Annotated in this window: 17 protein-coding genes and 1 tRNA gene; 11 read left to right on the plus strand and 7 right to left on the minus strand. The window is 36.8% G+C overall.

Annotation, left to right across the window (positions count from 1 at the left end):
• Positions 1 to 51: 51 nt before the first annotated feature.
• The 9 genes from C8C84_RS14930 to C8C84_RS14970 all read left to right on the plus strand — a co-directional run bounded on the left by C8C84_RS14930 (position 52) and on the right by C8C84_RS14970 (position 7,969).
• The gene (locus tag C8C84_RS14930) at positions 52 to 837 is read left to right on the plus strand and encodes a sulfite exporter TauE/SafE family protein (RefSeq protein ID WP_121314407.1); all 786 of its coding nucleotides are present in this window, start codon (positions 52 to 54) and stop codon (positions 835 to 837) included.
• A gap of 64 nt (positions 838 to 901) precedes the next feature.
• Positions 902 to 2,314 (plus strand): rhodanese-like domain-containing protein, encoded by a 1,413-nt coding sequence (locus C8C84_RS14935; RefSeq protein WP_121314408.1) that lies wholly within the window; start codon positions 902 to 904, stop codon positions 2,312 to 2,314.
• Positions 2,315 to 2,396: 82 nt separating this feature from the next.
• Entirely contained in the window at positions 2,397 to 3,146 is a 750-nt protein-coding gene (locus tag C8C84_RS14940; RefSeq protein ID WP_121314409.1) for a DUF4369 domain-containing protein, read from the plus strand.
• Between the two features lie 11 nt (positions 3,147 to 3,157).
• Positions 3,158 to 3,568: a peroxiredoxin gene (locus tag C8C84_RS14945; protein ID WP_121314410.1), complete on the plus strand. Its 411-nt coding sequence runs from the start codon at positions 3,158 to 3,160 to the stop codon at positions 3,566 to 3,568.
• A 150-nt stretch (positions 3,569 to 3,718) separates the two neighbouring features.
• A tRNA-Tyr gene (locus C8C84_RS14950) sits at positions 3,719 to 3,800 on the plus strand.
• Positions 3,801 to 4,074: 274 nt separating this feature from the next.
• The gene (locus tag C8C84_RS14955) at positions 4,075 to 5,310 is read left to right on the plus strand and encodes a site-specific integrase (RefSeq protein WP_121314411.1); all 1,236 of its coding nucleotides are present in this window, start codon (positions 4,075 to 4,077) and stop codon (positions 5,308 to 5,310) included.
• A 192-nt stretch (positions 5,311 to 5,502) separates the two neighbouring features.
• The gene (locus C8C84_RS14960) at positions 5,503 to 6,048 is read left to right on the plus strand and encodes an AraC family transcriptional regulator (protein ID WP_121314412.1); all 546 of its coding nucleotides are present in this window, start codon (positions 5,503 to 5,505) and stop codon (positions 6,046 to 6,048) included.
• A gap of 97 nt (positions 6,049 to 6,145) precedes the next feature.
• Positions 6,146 to 7,645, plus strand: a complete 1,500-nt coding sequence (locus C8C84_RS14965; RefSeq protein ID WP_121314413.1) for a DoxX family protein — start codon at positions 6,146 to 6,148, stop codon at positions 7,643 to 7,645.
• 75 nt (positions 7,646 to 7,720) lie between these two features.
• Entirely contained in the window at positions 7,721 to 7,969 is a 249-nt protein-coding gene (locus C8C84_RS14970; protein ID WP_121314414.1) for a hypothetical protein, read from the plus strand.
• Between the two features lie 67 nt (positions 7,970 to 8,036).
• Here C8C84_RS14970 and C8C84_RS14975 read toward each other — a convergent pair whose 3' ends face one another.
• Genes C8C84_RS14975 through C8C84_RS14985 form a run of 3 tightly spaced genes read right to left on the minus strand, consistent with a single transcriptional unit; the run spans position 8,037 to position 15,076 of the window.
• Positions 8,037 to 10,712, minus strand: a complete 2,676-nt coding sequence (locus C8C84_RS14975) for a S9 family peptidase (protein ID WP_121314415.1) — start codon at positions 10,710 to 10,712, stop codon at positions 8,037 to 8,039.
• Complete coding sequence (locus C8C84_RS14980; protein ID WP_121314416.1) at positions 10,639 to 12,039, minus strand: RagB/SusD family nutrient uptake outer membrane protein; 1,401 nt, start codon at positions 12,037 to 12,039, stop codon at positions 10,639 to 10,641. Before C8C84_RS14980 ends, C8C84_RS14975 begins: the two co-directional genes overlap by 74 nt.
• A 10-nt stretch (positions 12,040 to 12,049) precedes the next feature.
• Positions 12,050 to 15,076 (minus strand): SusC/RagA family TonB-linked outer membrane protein, encoded by a 3,027-nt coding sequence (locus tag C8C84_RS14985; protein ID WP_121314417.1) that lies wholly within the window; start codon positions 15,074 to 15,076, stop codon positions 12,050 to 12,052.
• Positions 15,077 to 15,633: 557 nt separating this feature from the next.
• Here C8C84_RS14985 and C8C84_RS14990 point away from each other — a divergent pair.
• Positions 15,634 to 15,870: a helix-turn-helix domain-containing protein gene (locus tag C8C84_RS14990; RefSeq protein ID WP_121314418.1), complete on the plus strand. Its 237-nt coding sequence runs from the start codon at positions 15,634 to 15,636 to the stop codon at positions 15,868 to 15,870.
• Between the two features lie 59 nt (positions 15,871 to 15,929).
• Here the strand turns inward: C8C84_RS14990 and C8C84_RS14995 are convergent, their stop codons facing one another.
• Both C8C84_RS14995 and C8C84_RS15000 read right to left on the minus strand, forming a co-directional pair.
• Positions 15,930 to 16,799, minus strand: a complete 870-nt coding sequence (locus C8C84_RS14995; protein WP_121312278.1) for an IS3 family transposase — start codon at positions 16,797 to 16,799, stop codon at positions 15,930 to 15,932.
• Positions 16,754 to 17,272, minus strand: a complete 519-nt coding sequence (locus C8C84_RS15000; protein ID WP_121312279.1) for a helix-turn-helix domain-containing protein — start codon at positions 17,270 to 17,272, stop codon at positions 16,754 to 16,756. Before C8C84_RS15000 ends, C8C84_RS14995 begins: the two co-directional genes overlap by 46 nt.
• A 700-nt stretch (positions 17,273 to 17,972) precedes the next feature.
• On the opposite strand from C8C84_RS15000, the gene C8C84_RS15005 reads away from it, so the two are divergent.
• On the plus strand, positions 17,973 to 19,019 hold the full coding sequence (locus C8C84_RS15005; RefSeq protein ID WP_147406875.1) for a hypothetical protein: 1,047 nt from the start codon (positions 17,973 to 17,975) through the stop codon (positions 19,017 to 19,019).
• A 148-nt stretch (positions 19,020 to 19,167) separates the two neighbouring features.
• Here C8C84_RS15005 and C8C84_RS15010 read toward each other — a convergent pair whose 3' ends face one another.
• Together C8C84_RS15010 and C8C84_RS15015 are read right to left on the minus strand one after the other, a co-directional pair.
• Positions 19,168 to 20,037, minus strand: a complete 870-nt coding sequence (locus tag C8C84_RS15010; RefSeq protein ID WP_121312278.1) for an IS3 family transposase — start codon at positions 20,035 to 20,037, stop codon at positions 19,168 to 19,170.
• The gene (locus tag C8C84_RS15015; RefSeq protein WP_121312279.1) at positions 19,992 to 20,510 is read right to left on the minus strand and encodes a helix-turn-helix domain-containing protein; all 519 of its coding nucleotides are present in this window, start codon (positions 20,508 to 20,510) and stop codon (positions 19,992 to 19,994) included. Before C8C84_RS15015 ends, C8C84_RS15010 begins: the two co-directional genes overlap by 46 nt.
• Between the last annotated feature and the right edge of the window lie 103 nt (positions 20,511 to 20,613).

Consider the following 20,613-nt stretch of genomic DNA (forward strand, 5'->3'; position numbering starts at 1 on the left):
CTTTTTTTTAACATAAATACACTATTTTTACACTAATTATCATTTTTAATAATGCTTGAAATTTTAGGATATATAGGTGCTTTATTTATAGGCATCGTTTTAGGAATTACCGGTGGTGGCGGTTCCATTTTAACTGTACCGATATTGGTTTACTTGCTGAATCTGAATTTTGTAATGGCTAGTGCTTATTCTCTATTTATCGTTGGAACTACTTCAGCCTTCGGAAGTATTCAAAATTTTAAAAAAGGTTCGATAGCCGTAAAAACTGCTTTTCAATTTGCTATTCCTTCCGTACTTGGTGTTTATTTGGCTCGAAAATTTGTTGTTCCAAGTATTCCTGATACGCTATTATATTTAGGTTCCTTACAGTTAAACAAAGACACTTTTTTAATGTTGATTTTTGCCGTTGTCATGTTGTTAGCGGCCATTTCGATGCTGAAAGAAAGTAAAGTCATCATAAAAGCGGAACCACAAAACAAATACTGGTTGATTTTCCAATTGTTTTTAGTGGGATTATTGATAGGGTTAATTGGCGCCGGCGGTGGTTTTTTAATCATTCCTGCCTTGATGAAACTAGCCAAATTGCCAATCCGAAAAGCCATTGGCACCTCGCTTTTAATTATCACTATCAATTCCCTAATTGGCTTCCTTGGCGATGTTCAAACTACAATCATTGATTGGAAATTTCTGTTGTCATTTACTGCTTTATCAGTTATTGGTATTTTTATCGGTCTTTTTATTCAAAAATACATCAACGAAAAAAGACTCAAGAAAATTTTTGGGTTCTTTGTTTTGACCATGGCTGTATTCATTATTTACAAAGAGATATTTTCATAAAGTATTCTAAATTCAAATTGTTCCTACTTCTCTAATCTTTAAATTTGCATAAATCTTTTCCACTATGAAAATCGAACAAATATATACCGGATGCATTGCTCAAGCAGCGTATTATCTTGAAAGCAATGGTGAAGCGGCCATTTTTGATCCGCTCCGCGAAGTACAACCTTACCTCGACAAAGCCGCTAAAGACAATGCTAAAATCAAATACATTTTTGAAACCCATTTCCACGCGGATTTTGTTTCGGGACACATAGATTTAGCGCAAAAAAGTGGTGGCCAAATTGTTTATGGTCCAACGGCTGCTCCTGAATTTGAAGCCATAATTGCAGAAGACAATCAGGAATTTAAAGTAGGTAATTATACCATTAAAGCCATTCACACTCCGGGTCATACTTTAGAAAGTACTTGTTACCTTTTGACCGATGAAAACGGAAAGCAACACGGTATCATTACCGGTGATACTTTATTTATTGGTGATGTAGGCCGACCTGATTTAGCACAAGCCTTAACAGAAGAATTGACTCAGGAAAAACTGGCATCTTATCTGTTTGATTCGTTGCGAAACAAAATTATGCCTTTAAGCGATGAATTGATTGTGTATCCGAGTCATGGTGCCGGAAGTGCTTGTGGCAAAAACATGAGCAAAGAAACAACGGATACTTTGGGCAACCAAAAACGAACCAATTACGCCTTAAGAGCTGATATGACTAAGGAAGAATTTACCAAAGAACTATTAGACGGTTTAGGACTTCCACCGGCTTATTTTCCTCAAAACGTGATGATGAATATCAAAGGTTACGAGAGTTTAGATTCAGTTATTGAAAAAAGTAATATTGGACTTTCGCCAAAGGAATTTGAAGCCGTTGCCAACCAAGGCGATGTAATCGTTTTAGATGTTCGCCACGAAAATGATTTTGTAAAAGCCCATATTCCCAACTCGATTTTTATAGGTATACAAGGTAATTTTGCACCTTGGGTTGGCTCTTTACTAAGAGATGTCAATCAAAAATTGTTATTGGTTATTCCACAAGGAAGAGAAGAAGAAACTATTACTCGATTATCACGTGTTGGTTTTGACCATGTTTTAGGTTATTTAAACGGTGGTATTGAAGCTTGGAGTAATGCCGGTTTTGAAACAGATAGTATTAAATCAATTTCTCCTGAAGAATTTTCCAGTCAATTAACCACAAACAGCATAGTGGTTGATGCCAGAAAACCGGGGGAATACGAAGCCGAGCATGTTGAAAATGCTGTAAATATTCCATTAGATACCGTTAATGAAAACTTCCAAAGCGTTCCTAAAGGAGATAACTTCTTTTTGCATTGCGCCGGTGGTTATCGTTCTGTTATTATGGCTTCTATCTTAAAATCAAGAGGAATTCACAATCTGATTAATGTGGAAAAAGGCATGAATGGCATTAAGCAAACTGCTGTTAATTGCACCCAATTTGTTTGTCCGTCCACCAAAAAATAATTATATAAAAAAAACAAAAAATTCACTTTATCCTATTGCAATTTAAATACATTTGCAGTCGTTAAAAATTTAAACCAAAAAAATGAAAAAAATAATTCTTTTAGTAGCCATAGCCTTTGTTACATTCGCTTGCAATAATTTGGCAGAAGGTGAATACATCATCACAGGAAATATAAAAGGCATGAAAACGGGTCTTATATTCTTAGAGAAACAAAGTCCAATGGGAATGGGATACATGGCTATTGATACTGTAAAAATTGAAGACGGAAAGTTTGAAATCAAAGGAAAAACCACAGAGCCTGAAATTCATTTTATTCAAATAGATAAAGTAAACGGTAAAATTCCTTTAATATTAGAAGGTGGCGAAATTGCAGTAGAAGTTGACAAAGACAGTCTTTTCAAGTCTAAATTAACCGGAACTTACAGCAATGAAGAGTTTACCAAATTTAATGAAGGATCAAACAAGCTTCAAAAAGGAATGCAAAAGAAAATGAAAGCGTTTGAAACCAAAAATAAAGCCCTTATTGAAGTAGTTGAAAAAACCAAAGATACAGCGATTGCCAACAAACTTAGAGCTGAATACGAACCTCTCCAAAAAGAGGCTCAAAAAAGCATGGAAGACTTCACTTTTGAGTATCCAAAATCACATCCAAAATCATTTATTAGTGTTTTGATTGTACAAATGATGATGAACAATCCAAAATATACTCCTAAAGAAATTGAAGACATTTACAATTCATTGGATGAATCTTTGAAAAAAACTAAACCGGGTAAAAGCATCAAAGAAAACATTGATGCCTTAAAAAAAAAGCCAGCGATAAGTCAACCGTAAGCCTTAATCAAATTGCACCTGACTTTAAAGCACCAAATCCTGAAGGGAAATTGGTTTCTTTAAAAGAGAGTTTAGGCAAAGTAACCTTAATTGATTTTTGGGCTTCATGGTGTCAGCCGTGTCGAGTAGCCAATCCGAAATTAGTGGCTTTGTATAATGAGTTTCACGGCAAAGGGTTTAATATCATTAGCGTTTCTTTAGATACTGATGCTTCCAAATGGAAAAACGCTATCACTAAAGACAAACTGACTTGGACACAGGTTTCAAATTTAAAAGAAATGGAAGATCCTATTGCAGTGCAATACGGCATTGAGTTAATTCCAACTACTTTTTTATTAGATTCCTCAGGAAGGATTGTTGGAATTGATTTGCCTCATGAGGAAATGAAAGCCAAAATCAAAGCGCTTTTAGAGCTAAAATAAGCCTTTTTGATGATAATACTTAAAAATCTCCTTCGGGAGATTTTTTTATTGCTTTTAAAACCAATAGCTTAAAAAAAGTTACACAATTAAGTTCCGATTTTGTTTGTGAAGCTCAAAAGTGTTTTTATATTTGCAATCGCTAAAGGCCATGGGGAGATACTCAAGCGGCCAACGAGGGCGGACTGTAAATCCGCTGATTACATCTTCGCAGGTTCGAATCCTGCTCTCCCCACATTTTAAAATTCAATAGGAATCAAAACCCAACAAATCTTAGGATTTGTTGGGTTTTTGCATTTCTGTAATCTTCAAATTATTCATTCAATCTTAAAACTTAAGGGGCAAAAGCGATGCCCTTGAAAAAGAAATCGAAAAGGGCATCGCTAAATTTTCTTAAGGGCTGCAAACACTGTACTTCTGACCAGTTCATTAACCAGTTCAAAAGGTGTACATCTTGTTTGCTTTCAATTAGAAATTTAAATTGAATACTAACTAAAAAGGTTACCAAAATGAAAGCAAAAATCACATTACACTTCTACACCAGAAGTAAAAATGCCAACACTACTGGCAAACTTCCTATCTATGTTCGATTAACCGTAAACGGAGAACGCCTTGAATTCAGTTCTAAAAAATTCATTGATAAAACCAAATGGTCTCCAGAACTAGCAAAAATGAAAGGTAGTACCGAGGAAGCTCGTTCAATAAATAGCTATCTTGATATGATGAGATCTAAAGTACTGAGTACCGAAATGGATTTAATGCACAAAGAAGAAGAAATCTCTATCGAAAATTTTCAGGCAATTTTACTGGGAACAAATAGAACTGACAGAATGCTTATTCCAATATTCCAGGATCATAACAATAAGATGAAAGCACTGTTAGGTAAAAAGTATGCTCATGGCACACTCCAACGCTTTCAAGTAACTTTGAATCACATAGAAAATTTCCTTTCTTGGAAATATAAAGTCTCAGATATTAGGATTGACAAAATAGACCATGCCATGATAATGGAACTTGAATTTTATCTAAGAAGCGTTAAGAACTGCGCTAATAATACCGCTGTCAAATACATCCGAAACTTTAGAAAAATAATCAACATTTGCCTCAATAATGATTGGTTAGACAAAGACCCATTCAGCAAGTATGATGGTAAAGTTTATGAAATCGACAAAGAGTTTTTAACCGAAGAAGAAATTCAAAAAATCTATGCAAAGCGTTTTGTAAACTCACGTTTGGAACAAGTTAGAGATATTTTCATATTCTGTTGCTTCACCGGATTAGCATATATTGATGTGCAGCAATTAAAAAAAGACCACCTTGGGATTGGCATAGATGGTCAAAAATGGATATTTAAGAATCGTCAAAAAACTGATGTTCGCTCAAAAATTCCTTTACTACCTATTGCCGAAGAGTTAGTTCAAAAATATGCCGAACACCCGAAATGCATAAATGAAGATCGAATTCTACCTGTTTTAAGTAATCAGAAAATGAATAGCTACCTTAAAGAAATCGGGGATGTTTGCGGCATCCAAAAAGAGATAACATTTCACATGGCTAGGCATTCTTTTGCAACTTCCATTACACTTACAAATGGAGTACCAATTGAAAGTGTCAGTAAAATGTTAGGACATAAAAGTCTCAGAACTACGCAGCACTATGCAAAAGTTTTAGATAAACGTGTTAGCGATGATATGGCAAATTTAAAGCAGAAATTTATCTCCCAACCTTTTGCGAAAAGTTCTTAAAAAAGAAAAGCAGTTGAAATAAAAGCCCTTATTACAAAGGGCTTTACTGTTTTCATACCATTATCATTCAGTACAATAATTATAATAAAATAATTTCAAATCACAGTGTTTAATTCCCGAATCACACACTATACTTCTTGATTCTGATAGTTCCTATCTATACTTTAGCAGTCGCTTCCTAAATTTTTTGGTATGGATAATTACACTACTAAACAAAAGATTAAATCAATTTATCGTATGCTATTAGAACTAATTAATGGCAACTTAAGTCATCGCATATCTTTAATCGGCGATGATAAACAATTTAACGAAATCGCAACTATGCTCAATGACGTAGCTGAAAAAATACAAAACGCCGAATATTTAAATCCTTATATCAATCATCAAAAATTAAAAACACCAGGCATAGATCATGCTACATCTTTAATCCAAAAAGTTCAGGAATACATTTTAGACCATCTGGAAGCACCACTTCCATCAACTAAGGAATTATCCGAAATGTTCGACACCAATGAATTTACACTAAAAGAGTATTTCAGGAATCTTCTTAAAACAAGTGTTTATCAGTTCTATAACGACGAAAGATTAAAAAAAGCCCATAACTTAATTCAACAAACAACTCTTCCGCTGAAACAAATTTCATTTTTGTGTGGTTTTAGTAACTACACAAACTTTTTCAAGGCATTTAAGAAAAAATACAATTATTCACCTGGCGAAGTGAAACGCATTAAGGGATAATCTTAAAATAAAATTTTAACTGGTGCATAACGATATTCCCAAATAGCAATCTGTTACTAATTTCATTTTCAGAATTTTACAATACTAAATTTTAAAAATGAAAACTTCCTGTCTTAAAAAATACGTCGTTGAAATCATAAGCTTCTTGTTTCTGATCCTATTCACTTATGCCGCATTTAGCAAGCTCGCCAGTTATGAAAGCTTTACAATTCAACTCGGACAGTCTCCATTGCTTAGTGCGTTCGCAGGATGGGTTGCATGGTTTATTCCGGCTTTGGAAATAGTCATAGCGCTTCTTTTAATGTTCAGCAGAACCCGGTTTTTCGCTCTAACCGCTTCTTTTACCTTAATGACGATGTTCACGGCTTACATATTCATAATATTAAATTACAGCGAATTCGTTCCATGTTCATGTGGTGGAATACTTGAAAAAATGACATGGCAGCAGCATATATACTTTAATATTGTTTTTTGCTTTCTTGCGGCGGTAGCAATCATATTATCCTTAGAAAAACTTCCGATGCAGACCAATGTTTGGAAAATCAAATATAAATTGATCCTGTTATTTATATCCACGCTTTTTGCAGTAGGCATAGTCATTGTTCTTTTTATAAAATCAGAGCAGATCATCCATCAGGAAAACAACTTTGTCCGCAGATATCCACCATACCTGTACAATAAAGCCGGTCAAATCGATTTAAAATACGGAGGATTCTATTTCGCAGGCGTTGTAAACGATACAATTTATCTGGGGAATTTTGCCGCTCCATTAACGGTTTTGGCTATAAGCAGTAATTTGAAATTTACAAAGCAGTACAAAATACAGATTGATAATTATAGCCTGCCCTTCAATGGTGCACTGGTTCGTGTTCAGCCACCTTACTTTTTCCTAACTGATGGTACAATCCCATGTATATTTAGAGGAAATACTAATACTTGGACTGCAAAGCAGTTAAAGGGTAACAAGACTTATTTTTCTGTATTCGAACCTATTGATTCTATTACCGCTGCGATAAGAACGAGAAAGCCAAAAACAAAAGAAAGCGTACTTGCTAAACTCATATTCTCAGAAAAGAATAATCAGCTCATTGCTAATGATAAATTGCTACAGAAACAGATTGATGGCGTTTTCGACTGTGATGGTATGTTGCGGTATAATCCCGGCACTAAGACTTTTGTTTACACCTATTTCTATCGAAATGAATTCATTGTTACCGACGGGAACCTGAATATTTCTTATCGGGGAAATACAATCGATACTACTAAGGTTGCTAAACTAAAGATAGCATCCTTAGCGAACGGCGCAAGGAAACTGGCAGCACCACCTTTAATGGTAAATAAATTAAGTACAGTTTCTGGTAATCAGCTTTTTGTAAATTCCAAATTGCGGGGTCGTTACGAATCATCAAAACTCTGGAAACAGTCCTCAGTAATTGATGTATATAACCTCAACACTAAGACATATGATTACAGTTTCTATGTACATAATCTCGATAAAGTAAAACCGCAGGCCATGTTCGCCTACAAGAACTTTGTTTACTTCATTTTTGACAACGAACTGGTAGCCTATAAGTATGATGGCACAGTAAGACAATAATATTTTAAACCAGGAATTAGATCGAACACCTGTAGAAAAAAGTAGATCAAAAAATAAATTTAAATTTTTAATATCATGAAAAAAGCAAAAATGTTTTTATCAGTAGCATTGTTTAGTGCTGTGGCGTTCGGTGCATTTGCAAACGCTTCAAAAGCAAAAACCGTTTCAACAGTGCCAGGGTACATCAAACAAGGTTTGAGCTGTGTGTACAAAAATGATTGTTCCAATGTACCCAGCATGGTACTTTGTACAGACAACAACGGAGCACAGATTTTTGACAGAACTGACGCAACCCATTGTGCAGTAGATTTGTGGAAATTGTAACACTAGAAGCACACCGTTGTTAAAAAAAGCAGTTCCCAATTAATCAGGAACTGCTTTTTATATGAAATCAATTTACTTCTTTCTTCATCCATTCCGCAGGTGCTGTTCCTTTTAAATAATACGAAAGCCACTCCTCATATTTATGCGTAAAATCCGCCTGCTGCTTTGCTACCGTTAAGACGTGCCGGTTTTCCGGATAAATCAGCATAATTTCCTTTTTACCAAGGCGGCGCAACGCATTATAGAGCTGCACACTTTGAAAATAATGCACATGCCGGTCTGCTTCTCCTGTCCAAATCAACATCGGCGCTGTTATTTTATCGGCAAACATAATAGGGGAATTTTTAAGGTAGGCATCCTTATTTTCATAAAAAGAGGTACTCATACGCGACTGGTAATCTTCAAAACGCCACGCTTCTGTCTTTCCCGAGTTCCAGCCCAGAGAATTATACCACATTACTGCATCAGTTATACTGGCACCAACAATCACCGTTGCAAAAATAGTAGTTTGTGTTGCAATAAAGGATGCTTCATAACCACCAAAAGAATGTCCATGAAGAGCTATCCTGTCAGTCTGTATCATTCCCATGTTGATGACTGCTTTAGTAGCTGAGACTACGCAATCTGTAGCATATAATCCCACATTGTCCATTTCATACTCAATATCCGGCTCTAAAACGAAATATCCCTGAGACGTAAGGTTCGTTATATTTATTCCACCACCATTGTATAAAGTCGGATTAATGTAGTCATGGATATACTGACTCCGCTTTTCATAAATATAAACCACCATCGGGTATTTTTTCAACTCGTCATAGTTGGCAGGATAATGCAAAACGGCCTGCAGTAACTGATTTTTTGAATTGCGATAATCAATCGGTCTGGCTTTACTCCAATAATAATTAGATTGCTGGGTATTTGTTTTTGCTACGGTCTTAAGGGCACCCGCTTTACCGATACATACAACGGAAGGTGATTCATCAAAATCCTGCACCCTGCAATAAAAATTGCTACTTTCTTTGGTAAAGCCAAATTGATTAATGAGTTTGTCCGCAAAGATAACAGGCTCCTCTCTTCCGTTCCAGCGATAGTAACCCATCTGCTTTGTTACTTTCGATTTTGCCTTTAAGTAAAGGACTTTCGTTAAATCAATTAGCGGACTTACATACCCGTCAAAATTCGAAATTCTCTCAGTCACGCCCAATCCATAAGCAAGCCTGAATTCAATCTGCTTTTCCCTTCCCATAGTGAGCCTTTTACACTTCATTCCATTCAGATCTACCAACCACAAATCAAATTCATCGTAAAGTAGTACTTGTTGGTCATTTGCAGTCCATCCCGCCACACCATAAGCAGGCTTCTGCCCGGAATAATCATAAGCATCATTTATTACACTAAAGGGTAGCTGCTTAGTCATATTGAAATGCCGGCCCGTAGAAATTTCATATGCCCACCAATCATTGTCCCTTCTGTAAGCAATGTATTTTCCACCTGCTGACGGAATGATTTCAGTCATATCGCAAACGTGGTTTTCCAAAAATATCTTTTTCCCGCCTTTCTCAATATCCGAAATGTACCAATCGGTTTTACTCAGCATCGTAAACTGTGGCCTTTTACCCGCCGGATTGTAGGATAGGGCAAAACGCATATCTCCGTTCAATAGTACTTTAGGCTGGTGGCTGTCTGTTAATGGTCTAAATTTTCCCGAATCGGGAAACCATACTACACATTTCGGAGTCTTCTCAAAGCTTCCTTCAACTTCAACCTGCCTGTAAGTCCGCGGCGCACTGCCATTCCAAACCTGTACAATCGGATTGTCAAAGTTATCCTCTCCTTCATCGGTCATATAAAAGAAAACCCGCTTCCCATCAACAGCAATAGAAAAACGATTCCAAAACAAATCAGTTAGGGTACTTTGCTTTTTAATTTCAGCATAGTTATTCGCATCAAATGAAAAATAGTTACCTTCCTTTAAGCGATACAGATTTAGGTTTCTGCCGTTTCTGATATCACTATCATCAGGATATCTTTTTACAAACGAAAAAGCATTCCCTTTTGCATCCCAAAGTACACTTTCAAAAGTACAGCCCGCCTCGTTGGCAAGCATTTTAAAATGTTCGTTAATACCGTCCAAAGGGCAATAATGCAATGACCCCTTTTCTTTAGCAATAGTATAGACCATTGCTGTACCTCCGTTGTTAAGATAGAAACCGGTAACACTTTCAATAACATCAGTAGCACTTCCGTCAGGTTTTCCAATGTTTAATTGCTGTTTCGCATTTAAAGTTACCAACACCCTGCCGTCATTCGAAAAAGCATATTGAACGACATCCGGTAGTTCTCTCTGTCTATTAGTTCGCAGGTCAGCCAACAGCAATTTCTTTTCGGGCAGCAAACAGGCAAACCAATTGTCCTTAGCAAACCTTCCGTCTCTTCCTTTAGGGAAAGTAAAAGTTTTGGTTGCCGTACTGTTTCGCACAAATAAGGTATCAAGTCCATTTTCGTAGGAGTTGGTATAACTAACCCAATCTCCCTTTGCCGATACCGTATTTATCTGAAGCGTTCCCCACAAGTGGTAATCAGCTTCCGTAAGGTTCTTTTTGTGTGAAACCTGCCCCATTACGGAGCAGGAAACAAACACAAAAAAAATAATGAAAACTACTTTACTTTTAATAGCCGGCATTTTGAGGAAGCAAATTTGGGTTAATAAGTAATTCCGATTGCGGTACCGGCCACAAGCCATCCGTAGTATTCCATCCCGGCTTAACAGGAGTTAAAACAGCATCTAATTTCCCGTTCCGCTGCAAATCAAAAAAGCGGTGGCCTTGTTCCGTGAACAGCTCAAATCTTCGCTCCTGTAATATGGCATCCAGAATTTCAGTGCCGGTTACAGCCGCAGTATCACCAAGTCCTGCCGAACTGCGGATAAAGTTCAGGTCTTGTTTCGCATTGATAAAATCTCCCTGCTGTGCCCGTGCTTCAGCTCTAATCAGGTATTGTTCAGCAAGTCTTAAAACTATCGAGTATTCCGTCGAAGCCGTTGTGCCACCACCTTGCTTATATTTGTAGGCATGGTACCAGGTAGTTGTTCCATTGGTTATGGTCCGGGTCCATTTCACTTTTCTTTGGTCGCCTGGCTCAAACGCATTATATAAGGTAGGGCTCAAAGAAACCGTCGGTGGCGGTCCTGCATTAAAAATGAACAAGGCACCCTCCTGTGTATTGGCGAATCCCCCACCAGCCGCAAACTGCCAAATGGTAGTTTTACATCCCTTCAGGAAAACTTTGTTCAAATCGGGTTCCCAAACATAGGTTGCCGTTTCATTGATAACAGCCGAAGCCGCATTGCTTGCTTCAGCCCACTGGCCATTATAGAGGTATAATCTCGCTAATAAAGCTTTCACTGCAAATACGTTTGGTCTAACGCGATTGTCGCCAACATAAGCAGGAGTCAGCAGGGTTTCAGCTTGCAGTAAATCTGTAATACATTGCAAATAGACCTGGTCTTTAGGTAGTCGGTGAACAACGCTGTTTTGTAAATAGTCGGTCGTTGTAATATACGGGCAGCTCCCAAAAGCACCTGCAAGGTAGGAATGCAGCAAAGCGCGCACAAACAAAGCTTCACCTGTTAATTGGTTTTTCTGTGCGGTACTAAGTCCTGTCGAGGCACTAACTCCTGCAATAACAGCATTTGCAGCATAGATATGATTATAGGTCGTGCCCCACATATCCTGCACTGGTGTATTAGCCGCATTTAGGGCATTGTTATAAAAGGGTTCTGCAGTAGTAACTCCTGTCTGAAAGCATTGCAGTTCATCAGTATACTGCCCCATGAGGTTCGACAGTGCCAATGATCTTCCGCTCAAAATTCCGCTGTCACGCATCTTGGCATAAATGTCTTTCATGGCAGCGGTTGCAGTAGTATTATCAGCAAAAACCGTTACACCGGTAAGTTGCGAATTTGGTGGTGGCAAATCTACGAATGAATCGCAGGAAACCCCCAAAAATAGAATCAGGGACAATAGTACAGGTGCCATCAATTTACTAAATATAGATTGTGTGTTTTTCATAATAATCGTTTTAAAATTTTAATTCAGCTCCAAAACTTAGTACTCGAAGTGGCGGTAGATAGTTGAAACTTCTAAACTCAGGATCGCCATCTTTATAGGGCGTAATTAGTAGCAGGTTTTGTCCCTGCACATTCAGCCTGCATTCTAAACCCTTCAAATGGGTTGGAATAGTATAGGTAAGAGAAATATTTTTTAATCGGATATAAGAGGCATCGCTAACCGCAGCATCACTAGCATTATAACGTTGGTACGCATTCGTTGCTGCACTGTTTAATCCGTTAGTATAAAGCTGTGTTGTCGATAGATCTCCGGCTTGCTGCCAGGCACCCAAAACCGACGTTGGCTGGTTTGCAAATGCGCCCGGAACAGGAAATTGCGAAGCCGCATTCCAATTCAATTGCTTAACAAACTGGATCAGAAACTCAAGCTGAAACCGTTTATAGCGCAATTGGTTTTGCAAACCTCCGTAAAATTCCGGGCTAAAATCCTTCACCGTCTGGGCATCGTCGGCAAATGATAATAGCCCATCCCCATTCACATCTTCAAACTGGTATACGCCCGTCGTAGGGTCAACACCGGTAAAATGGTAGAGCTTTTGAATATTTATCGACTCCCCTATCACATATTGGTTTCGGTAGGTGCTGGTAGCAAGTCCCGGAAATGCAATCAATTTATTTTTAGGCAATGTTAGGTTGAAATTGGTGGTCCAGCCAAAAAAATCACCTTGAACGTTTATGGTTCGCAAGGTCAATTCCAGTCCAGTGTTTTGAACAGTCGCGGCAAGGTTAGACTGCAAAGAGGTAAATCCGGTTGTTGCCGGCAATGGCATTCCAATAAGTTGGTTTGACGAACGGTTGCGATAATAGCTTCCGGTAAAAAATATACGGTCTTTAAAGAACCCAAGTTCAACCGCCGCTTCAATTTTACGGTTGCTTTCCCAACTAAAGTTAGGATTAAACAAACGAATGGGTGCCAATCCAACAGTTCCGTCATATACACCAGTCGATGATTGATAAGTATCCAGATATTGGTAATCGCCAATTTGGTCGTTTCCTGTAATACCATAACTGGCGCGCAGCTTTCCAAAACTCAAAAACTTTGCACGTTCAGCTACAGCTTTCTCTTCCGAAAACAGCCACGCCGCACCAACGGCACCAAAATTCGCAAACTGTTTTCCCGGGCCAAAACGGCTCGACCCGTCACGACGGCCGGTTAGGTTGACTATGTATTTGTCCTTCCATGAAAAATTCACCCGTCCAAATAAGGCTTGGTAACGGTAAATAGTTTCATCATCAAAATACGTCTGGCTCATACTAGCCGAAGCGAGGTTATAAAGTAAGCTGTTACTGGTAAACCCCGAACCATATTGTACAAGGCGGTTGCTTACTTGGTTTTGAAAAGTACCTCCTACCAATACATCAATCTTTCCTTGGCTTACTTTACGTTGCCACTGCAGTTGTGGCTCAATAATCCAGGATTCCCTTCTTGATGTCGTCAGGAAAATAGCCGAATATTCGGCACCGGCTTCATAAACAGGGTCATAAATGGTCGATGGGTCAGTTCGTGTTTCATGATGGTATAAATTCGTAAACCCTACATTCGCCTTGGCAGTAAATCCATACGGAAGTTTATACGACAAGGTACTATTGGCAACCAGGCTGTTGGTTTTATAAAGTGCTTCAGCGTTCAAAGCAGCTAAAGGATTTTCCCATGTACTGTTTTCCCAATTCAGGTTCCCATTGGCATCATAAAGCGCCGGTGCGTTTGGCGCAAGGTTTCTTGATATGCGGGTCAAATCCCTTGCTGGCTGGTCGTTATCCTGAATGTCATAGCTTCCGGAAAAAGTTATTTTAAATAGTTTATCCTCACTTTCATGGTCTAAATTAACATGCGCGCCTTTTTTCTTGTATACAAAATCTCCGGGAAAAACACTGGTCTGGCTAAACGAATTGCAACTGACTAAAAAGTGAGTCTGCGCAGATCCGCCCGAAACCGATGCCTGCACAGTAGTCATTTCGGCAGTACCGCCCGTAAGTTCCTTTTGCCAGTCAGTATTTCGGGTTTGGTCCCAGGTTCCATTCACATCATAAGCATCACCAGGATAATTTACTATCCCATCATTGGCAAAAGCTTTTTTCCGCAAGGCAATATATTCTGGTGTACTAAGCAAATCAACAGTCTTGGTTATTTGCCCTGTGGCTGTACTGGCACTGGCAGTAAATTGTGTTTTACCGGCCTTGCCTTTTTTAGTGGTAATAAGCACTACCCCATTGGCACCACGCGAACCATAAATAGCTGTGGCATCAGCGTCTTTTAGGACTTCTATACTTTCAATATCACTTGGGTTTATCGTGTTGAGCGGGCTTGTCGGTGTAGGCGTATTGGTTGAAGTTTGCGCATACCCAATGGCATCCGATGAAAACGGAACACCATCAACAATATACATAGGGGCATTGCCTGCAGTTCGCAAACTGTTCAATCCACGAATTCTGATATCAAATCCACCTCCGGGCATTCCCGTTGTTTGGGTAATATCCACTCCGGCCATGCGTCCCTGCATAGCAGCAAGAACATTAGTCACAGGTTGCTTTTCAATGTCTTTGGAGGTAATTTTAGAAATGCTTCCGGTGCGTTCTTTGTCTTTTACGGTGTAGTAGCCCGCGTTCACAGTAACTTCCTTTAAGGTAGTGGCATCTTCAGTCATAGTGATGTTAATCACGCTGCGACTGTCAACTGCGACTGTGACTGCTGCATAACCAATATAAGTAAAGGTTAATATGGCATCAGAACTAGTAGTTAGAGTAAACTTTCCTGCATTGTCTGTTATAGTACTTGTCAACGTTCCGTTACTGGTAATGGTTACACCTGGGAGAGCACCATTAGCATCGCTAACGACACCGTTAACTTTAAGACTTTCGACATTCGACTTTATGACTAGGTCTGTTTTTTGGGCAAATACAGCGTTGCAATAAAACAGGCTTATAAATAGTACGTACAATAAAGGCACTCGTGCCTTGTACAATGAATTTTTATTCATAATATTGATTTGGTTAAATGAAACTTTAGTTTTGTTTGTCTACCGGTCCTCTGTTCAACCGCCAAGAAGATGCAGAGGGCCTTTTTTTTATGAAGTTTAGTTTAGTGTGTTATACCATAGGCTTTAGGGTTTACTGATTCATAAATGTTTTAAAAAAACCTGCGCGGGGTATAGTAACTTAACTAACCCAACTAACTTAACTATACCGAAGCCCACGCAGGGATATTCGGAATAGCAATGAAATAAAGTGAATCGTGAAGGAAAGTTTAGCGCATAAAAAAGGCGCGGAACTCAGCTTACTGCACTGGAGGTACTGGTATACCTAGAAACAATAAGTGAGCCCACGCCAGTATCGACGTGAGCATCTTACCTATCATCTCGTTTCTTAAAAATTACCAGTTTTCCAGTGCGAGATTCAAAGCGAATGCTTCAATAATGTCATTTGAAGAATCGCAAAATTACATTATGCAACGTAATTGAATTACAAATATAAAAAATAATTTTAAATATGTACTATAGTACATAACGAATTGATTGTTTTTTCTCTCAATTTGACTATGCATGATTCATTGGAAAATATAGAGCGATATATTATCGGAAAGGTTAGAGAAATTAGAGAATCTAAGGGTATCACTCAAGAACAATTATCTCTATCTCTCGGCAAAAACATAACGTTCATTTCTCAAATTGAGGCTCCTTCCAAAAAAGCAAAGTACAATATTGTCCATCTAAATGAGATTGCTAAAGTTCTTAATTGTTCCTCAAAAGATTTTTGGCCAGAGAAACCACTATAAATATCACTATGAAGAAGATGCTGAGATGGACTTAACCCCAAAAGTTGGACGGTTAAAAATTAATTAAGATTTTTTGAATGAGCTCGGTATTGTATCGGGCTCATTCCATTTAAGTTAAGCCTTATTCTATCGTTGTTATAGTATTTTATATACTCTATAATATCTTTATTTAATTCTGCTATAGAATCATACTTTTTAAGATAAAACAGTTCAGATTTTAGCGTTCCAAAGAAGTTCTCTATAATTGCATTATCTAGGCAGTTTCCTTTTCTGGACATACTAGCACTTATGTTTTTTCGTTTAAGCATAAATTGATATGCTTTCATTTGGTATTGCCAACCTTGATCTGAGTGCAATATCAATGTTTTATCACTTTTATTACGCTTACATTTTTTTAGCATATCTATAACCTGTTTGATATTTGGGCTCTCCGAAGTTGTATAACTAATAATCTCTCCATTAAACAAATCAATAACCGGCGATAGATAAAGTTTCTTTTCTTTAACCCGGAACTCGGTTATGTCAGTAGCCCACTTTTCATTAGGCTGTGCTGCTTTGAAGTTTCTCTGAAGTAAGTTTGGCGCTATTTTACCTAGTTCCCCTTTATAAGAGACATACTTTTTGCCTCTAATCAGGCTCTTTAGGCCTTGCTCCTTCATAAGTTTGTAAACCGTTTTGTGATTGATTACATATCCTCTTTTCTTAACTTCTAACAATATTCTTCTATATCCGAAGCGACCTTTGTGCTGATGATATATAAGTTTAATTTCCTCTTTAGCAGATTTATACTTATCTTCTTTACCTAGCTCTTTTCGATGGTAATAGAAAGTACTTCTGGCCATCCCAGCATGTTTGAGTAGCGTGGCTAATCCATGCTGTTGCCTTAGTTCTTGGATGATTTGCGTTTTTCTTCTTTCTCTTTTTCTGATTGAACTAAGGCATGAAGCTTTTTTAGATAGGCATTCTCTGCCTTTAAATCGGCTAACTCTTCCAGTAGTTCTTCCTCTCGGGTTAAGGCTTTTTTAGATTTTTTAGGCATAGCTTTATGTTTTCCTCTTCTTTCTAATGCTAAACCTGCTGAACCCTCACTATCATAAATCGCTATCCATTTCATCAAAGAACCAATACTAGGAATTTTAAAAAGGATACAGGTTTCAGATAAAGATAAGTATTTATTTCTCATCTCATTAATAGCCTTTAGTTTAAACTCAGCAGAATAGCTGTTTTTTATTGGTTTAAGTCCTTCAATACCATACTTGTGGTAAAAAGAAACCCAACGCCTAACCATACCATGTTGCAAGGAAAACTCAATCGCTATTGACTTACAACCAGATTTTCCATTAATAACTTTCTCAACGATTGACTTCTTGAAGTCAATGTCATACTTGATTTTTCTACTCATAAAAATGCCCCCAATAAGTGTCTAACTTTTTGGGGGCAGTCTAGAGAGGCATCTTTTTTTATTCCAAAATGGCATAACGATTTTCCCATATTGCATACTTTTTTGAAATATCATTTTATATTTTGAGCACTTCTAATAATCAAAATATGAAATGGTATGAAATTCTGCTAGCAATACCAGTTATAATAATTGGTGCTTATATTCGTAGTAAAATCTACGAGCACAAAAGAAACTATTTCAAAAATGATAGTTGGAGAAATCGTACCAAATAAAAAATTATAAATTCAGTAAGCTTAAGTGTAGATTTTTTAAAATCAATGTGCATAGATCAAAAATTCTTTCTACAACCATTAATTACGTTTTATATCAATTTAGTCAGGTTAAACCTGACAAATTGCATACAATAAATAAACTTGATTTAGTACTTTGGAATCATTTCCAAATAGACTACAATCATAAAATGGTATGACTTGTTCTTTTTACTTATAGCCAACATTATTGGCATCTTCCTTCATATAACCTACAAAGCTTTTCGCAAGAAATATCATAGTAATGACAGTTGAAAATGTAAGAATAATAAAACTTGAAGAGTTTTAATTCTTAGAATAATCATGCATTTAATATGTGAAAATTTATAACTTCGCTTATCAAGTAGTTACCTGCAATAATAACCAACCTAATTATGCCAACATTAAGTTCAATGAAAATTCCACCACCGAAATCTTGGGAAGAATTTGAAGAAATCACTTTAGATGCATGTAAAATTAAATGGGAAAATCCAGATTTACAGATGCACGGTCGACAAGGACAAGCTCAATGCGGAGTGGATATTTACGGTGCGAACCATATCTTTAAAAATATTGGTGTTCAATGTAAAAATTATGAATCTGAATTATCATTATCCTTAATTAAAGATGAAATAAGAAAAGCCGAAACGTTCACACCAAAAATTGAAATGTTTTATATCGCAGTTACTACAAATACTGATGTTAATATTCAACGAGAAGTGAGATTTTTATCACACGAAAGAGCAAACGAAAATAAATTTCCAATTATGATCCTGTTTTGGACAGATATAATTCAAGATTTAATAAGAAACAATTCAATAAGTAAAAAACATTACCCTCAATTAAGCCTTACTGACTTAAACACGGCGGAAACTCGAGATGTCAGATTGTTTAGCATTCTTGACTTAGTATACAATACGCTGAATCTTGATCTTTATAATAATCTAATTTTTGGTGAATTCGGTCAGATGGTTGGTGAAAACCCGTTACAAATACAGTCTGTTATTTTAACAATTAAATATTCATCAAGCAACGTTTTAAACCAATCAGAATATGAACAAATGGCAAAACTAATAGATAAATATAAAGATTATTTGTTCCATGTCGGTAAGCGAAAAGAGGAATTTAGTTGGGAAATCGCTGAAAAGATTTCCAATGAATTTACAGGAATAGTGAATGGAATAGAATATAATTTAACCGGAAAAGAACTAGCTGTATTTAATGTTGCAAAAATATTAGCTAAATGGTCAAAGTGGGAAGTTGATTCTGATTCTTTATGGCCAAAAGAGTCTTGGGAAAATTTAAAAACATTTGTCGGTAGAATAAAAATTGATGAATTGAGAAACAAAATTGAGAAATCAGAATCAGAATATATGGAAATGGACCATTTTAAAAGATTAGATTGTCCACATAAAATTTATAATGAAATACGAAATATATTAATACATCAAGCAGAATAAAATTACTGCAAGTAACAGCCGTTTGCAACAATGGATGAAAAATTTTGTGACTGCTCATTAAAAGATTTTGATCAAAGAAACACTTTAAATACCACTAATGTAAAGATGCATAAATTGGACTTAACCCCAAAAGTTGGACGGTTAAAAATTAATTAAGATTTTTTGAATGAGCTCGGTATTGTATCGGGCTCATTCCATTTAAGTTAAGCCTTATTCTATCGTTGTTATAGTATTTTATATACTCTATAATATCTTTATTTAATTCTGCTATAGAATCATACTTTTTAAGATAAAACAGTTCAGATTTTAGCGTTCCAAAGAAGTTCTCTATAATTGCATTATCTAGGCAGTTTCCTTTTCTGGACATACTAGCACTTATGTTTTTTCGTTTAAGCATAAATTGATATGCTTTCATTTGGTATTGCCAACCTTGATCTGAGTGCAATATCAATGTTTTATCACTTTTATTACGCTTACATTTTTTTAGCATATCTATAACCTGTTTGATATTTGGGCTCTCCGAAGTTGTATAACTAATAATCTCTCCATTAAACAAATCAATAACCGGCGATAGATAAAGTTTCTTTTCTTTAACCCGGAACTCGGTTATGTCAGTAGCCCACTTTTCATTAGGCTGTGCTGCTTTGAAGTTTCTCTGAAGTAAGTTTGGCGCTATTTTACCTAGTTCCCCTTTATAAGAGACATACTTTTTGCCTCTAATCAGGCTCTTTAGGCCTTGCTCCTTCATAAGTTTGTAAACCGTTTTGTGATTGATTACATATCCTCTTTTCTTAACTTCTAACAATATTCTTCTATATCCGAAGCGACCTTTGTGCTGATGATATATAAGTTTAATTTCCTCTTTAGCAGATTTATACTTATCTTCTTTACCTAGCTCTTTTCGATGGTAATAGAAAGTACTTCTGGCCATCCCAGCATGTTTGAGTAGCGTGGCTAATCCATGCTGTTGCCTTAGTTCTTGGATGATTTGCGTTTTTCTTCTTTCTCTTTTTCTGATTGAACTAAGGCATGAAGCTTTTTTAGATAGGCATTCTCTGCCTTTAAATCGGCTAACTCTTCCAGTAGTTCTTCCTCTCGGGTTAAGGCTTTTTTAGATTTTTTAGGCATAGCTTTATGTTTTCCTCTTCTTTCTAATGCTAAACCTGCTGAACCCTCACTATCATAAATCGCTATCCATTTCATCAAAGAACCAATACTAGGAATTTTAAAAAGGATACAGGTTTCAGATAAAGATAAGTATTTATTTCTCATCTCATTAATAGCCTTTAGTTTAAACTCAGCAGAATAGCTGTTTTTTATTGGTTTAAGTCCTTCAATACCATACTTGTGGTAAAAAGAAACCCAACGCCTAACCATACCATGTTGCAAGGAAAACTCAATCGCTATTGACTTACAACCAGATTTTCCATTAATAACTTTCTCAACGATTGACTTCTTGAAGTCAATGTCATACTTGATTTTTCTACTCATAAAAATGCCCCCAATAAGTGTCTAACTTTTTGGGGGCAGTCTAAATTGCATCTTTTTTTATTGAAAGTATTGAGCACGTGTTTTTAATAAACTATCTTCGTAT

This window comes from Flavobacterium sp. 102, from assembly GCF_003634615.1.
Taxonomy (GTDB): Bacteria; Bacteroidota; Bacteroidia; order Flavobacteriales; family Flavobacteriaceae; genus Flavobacterium.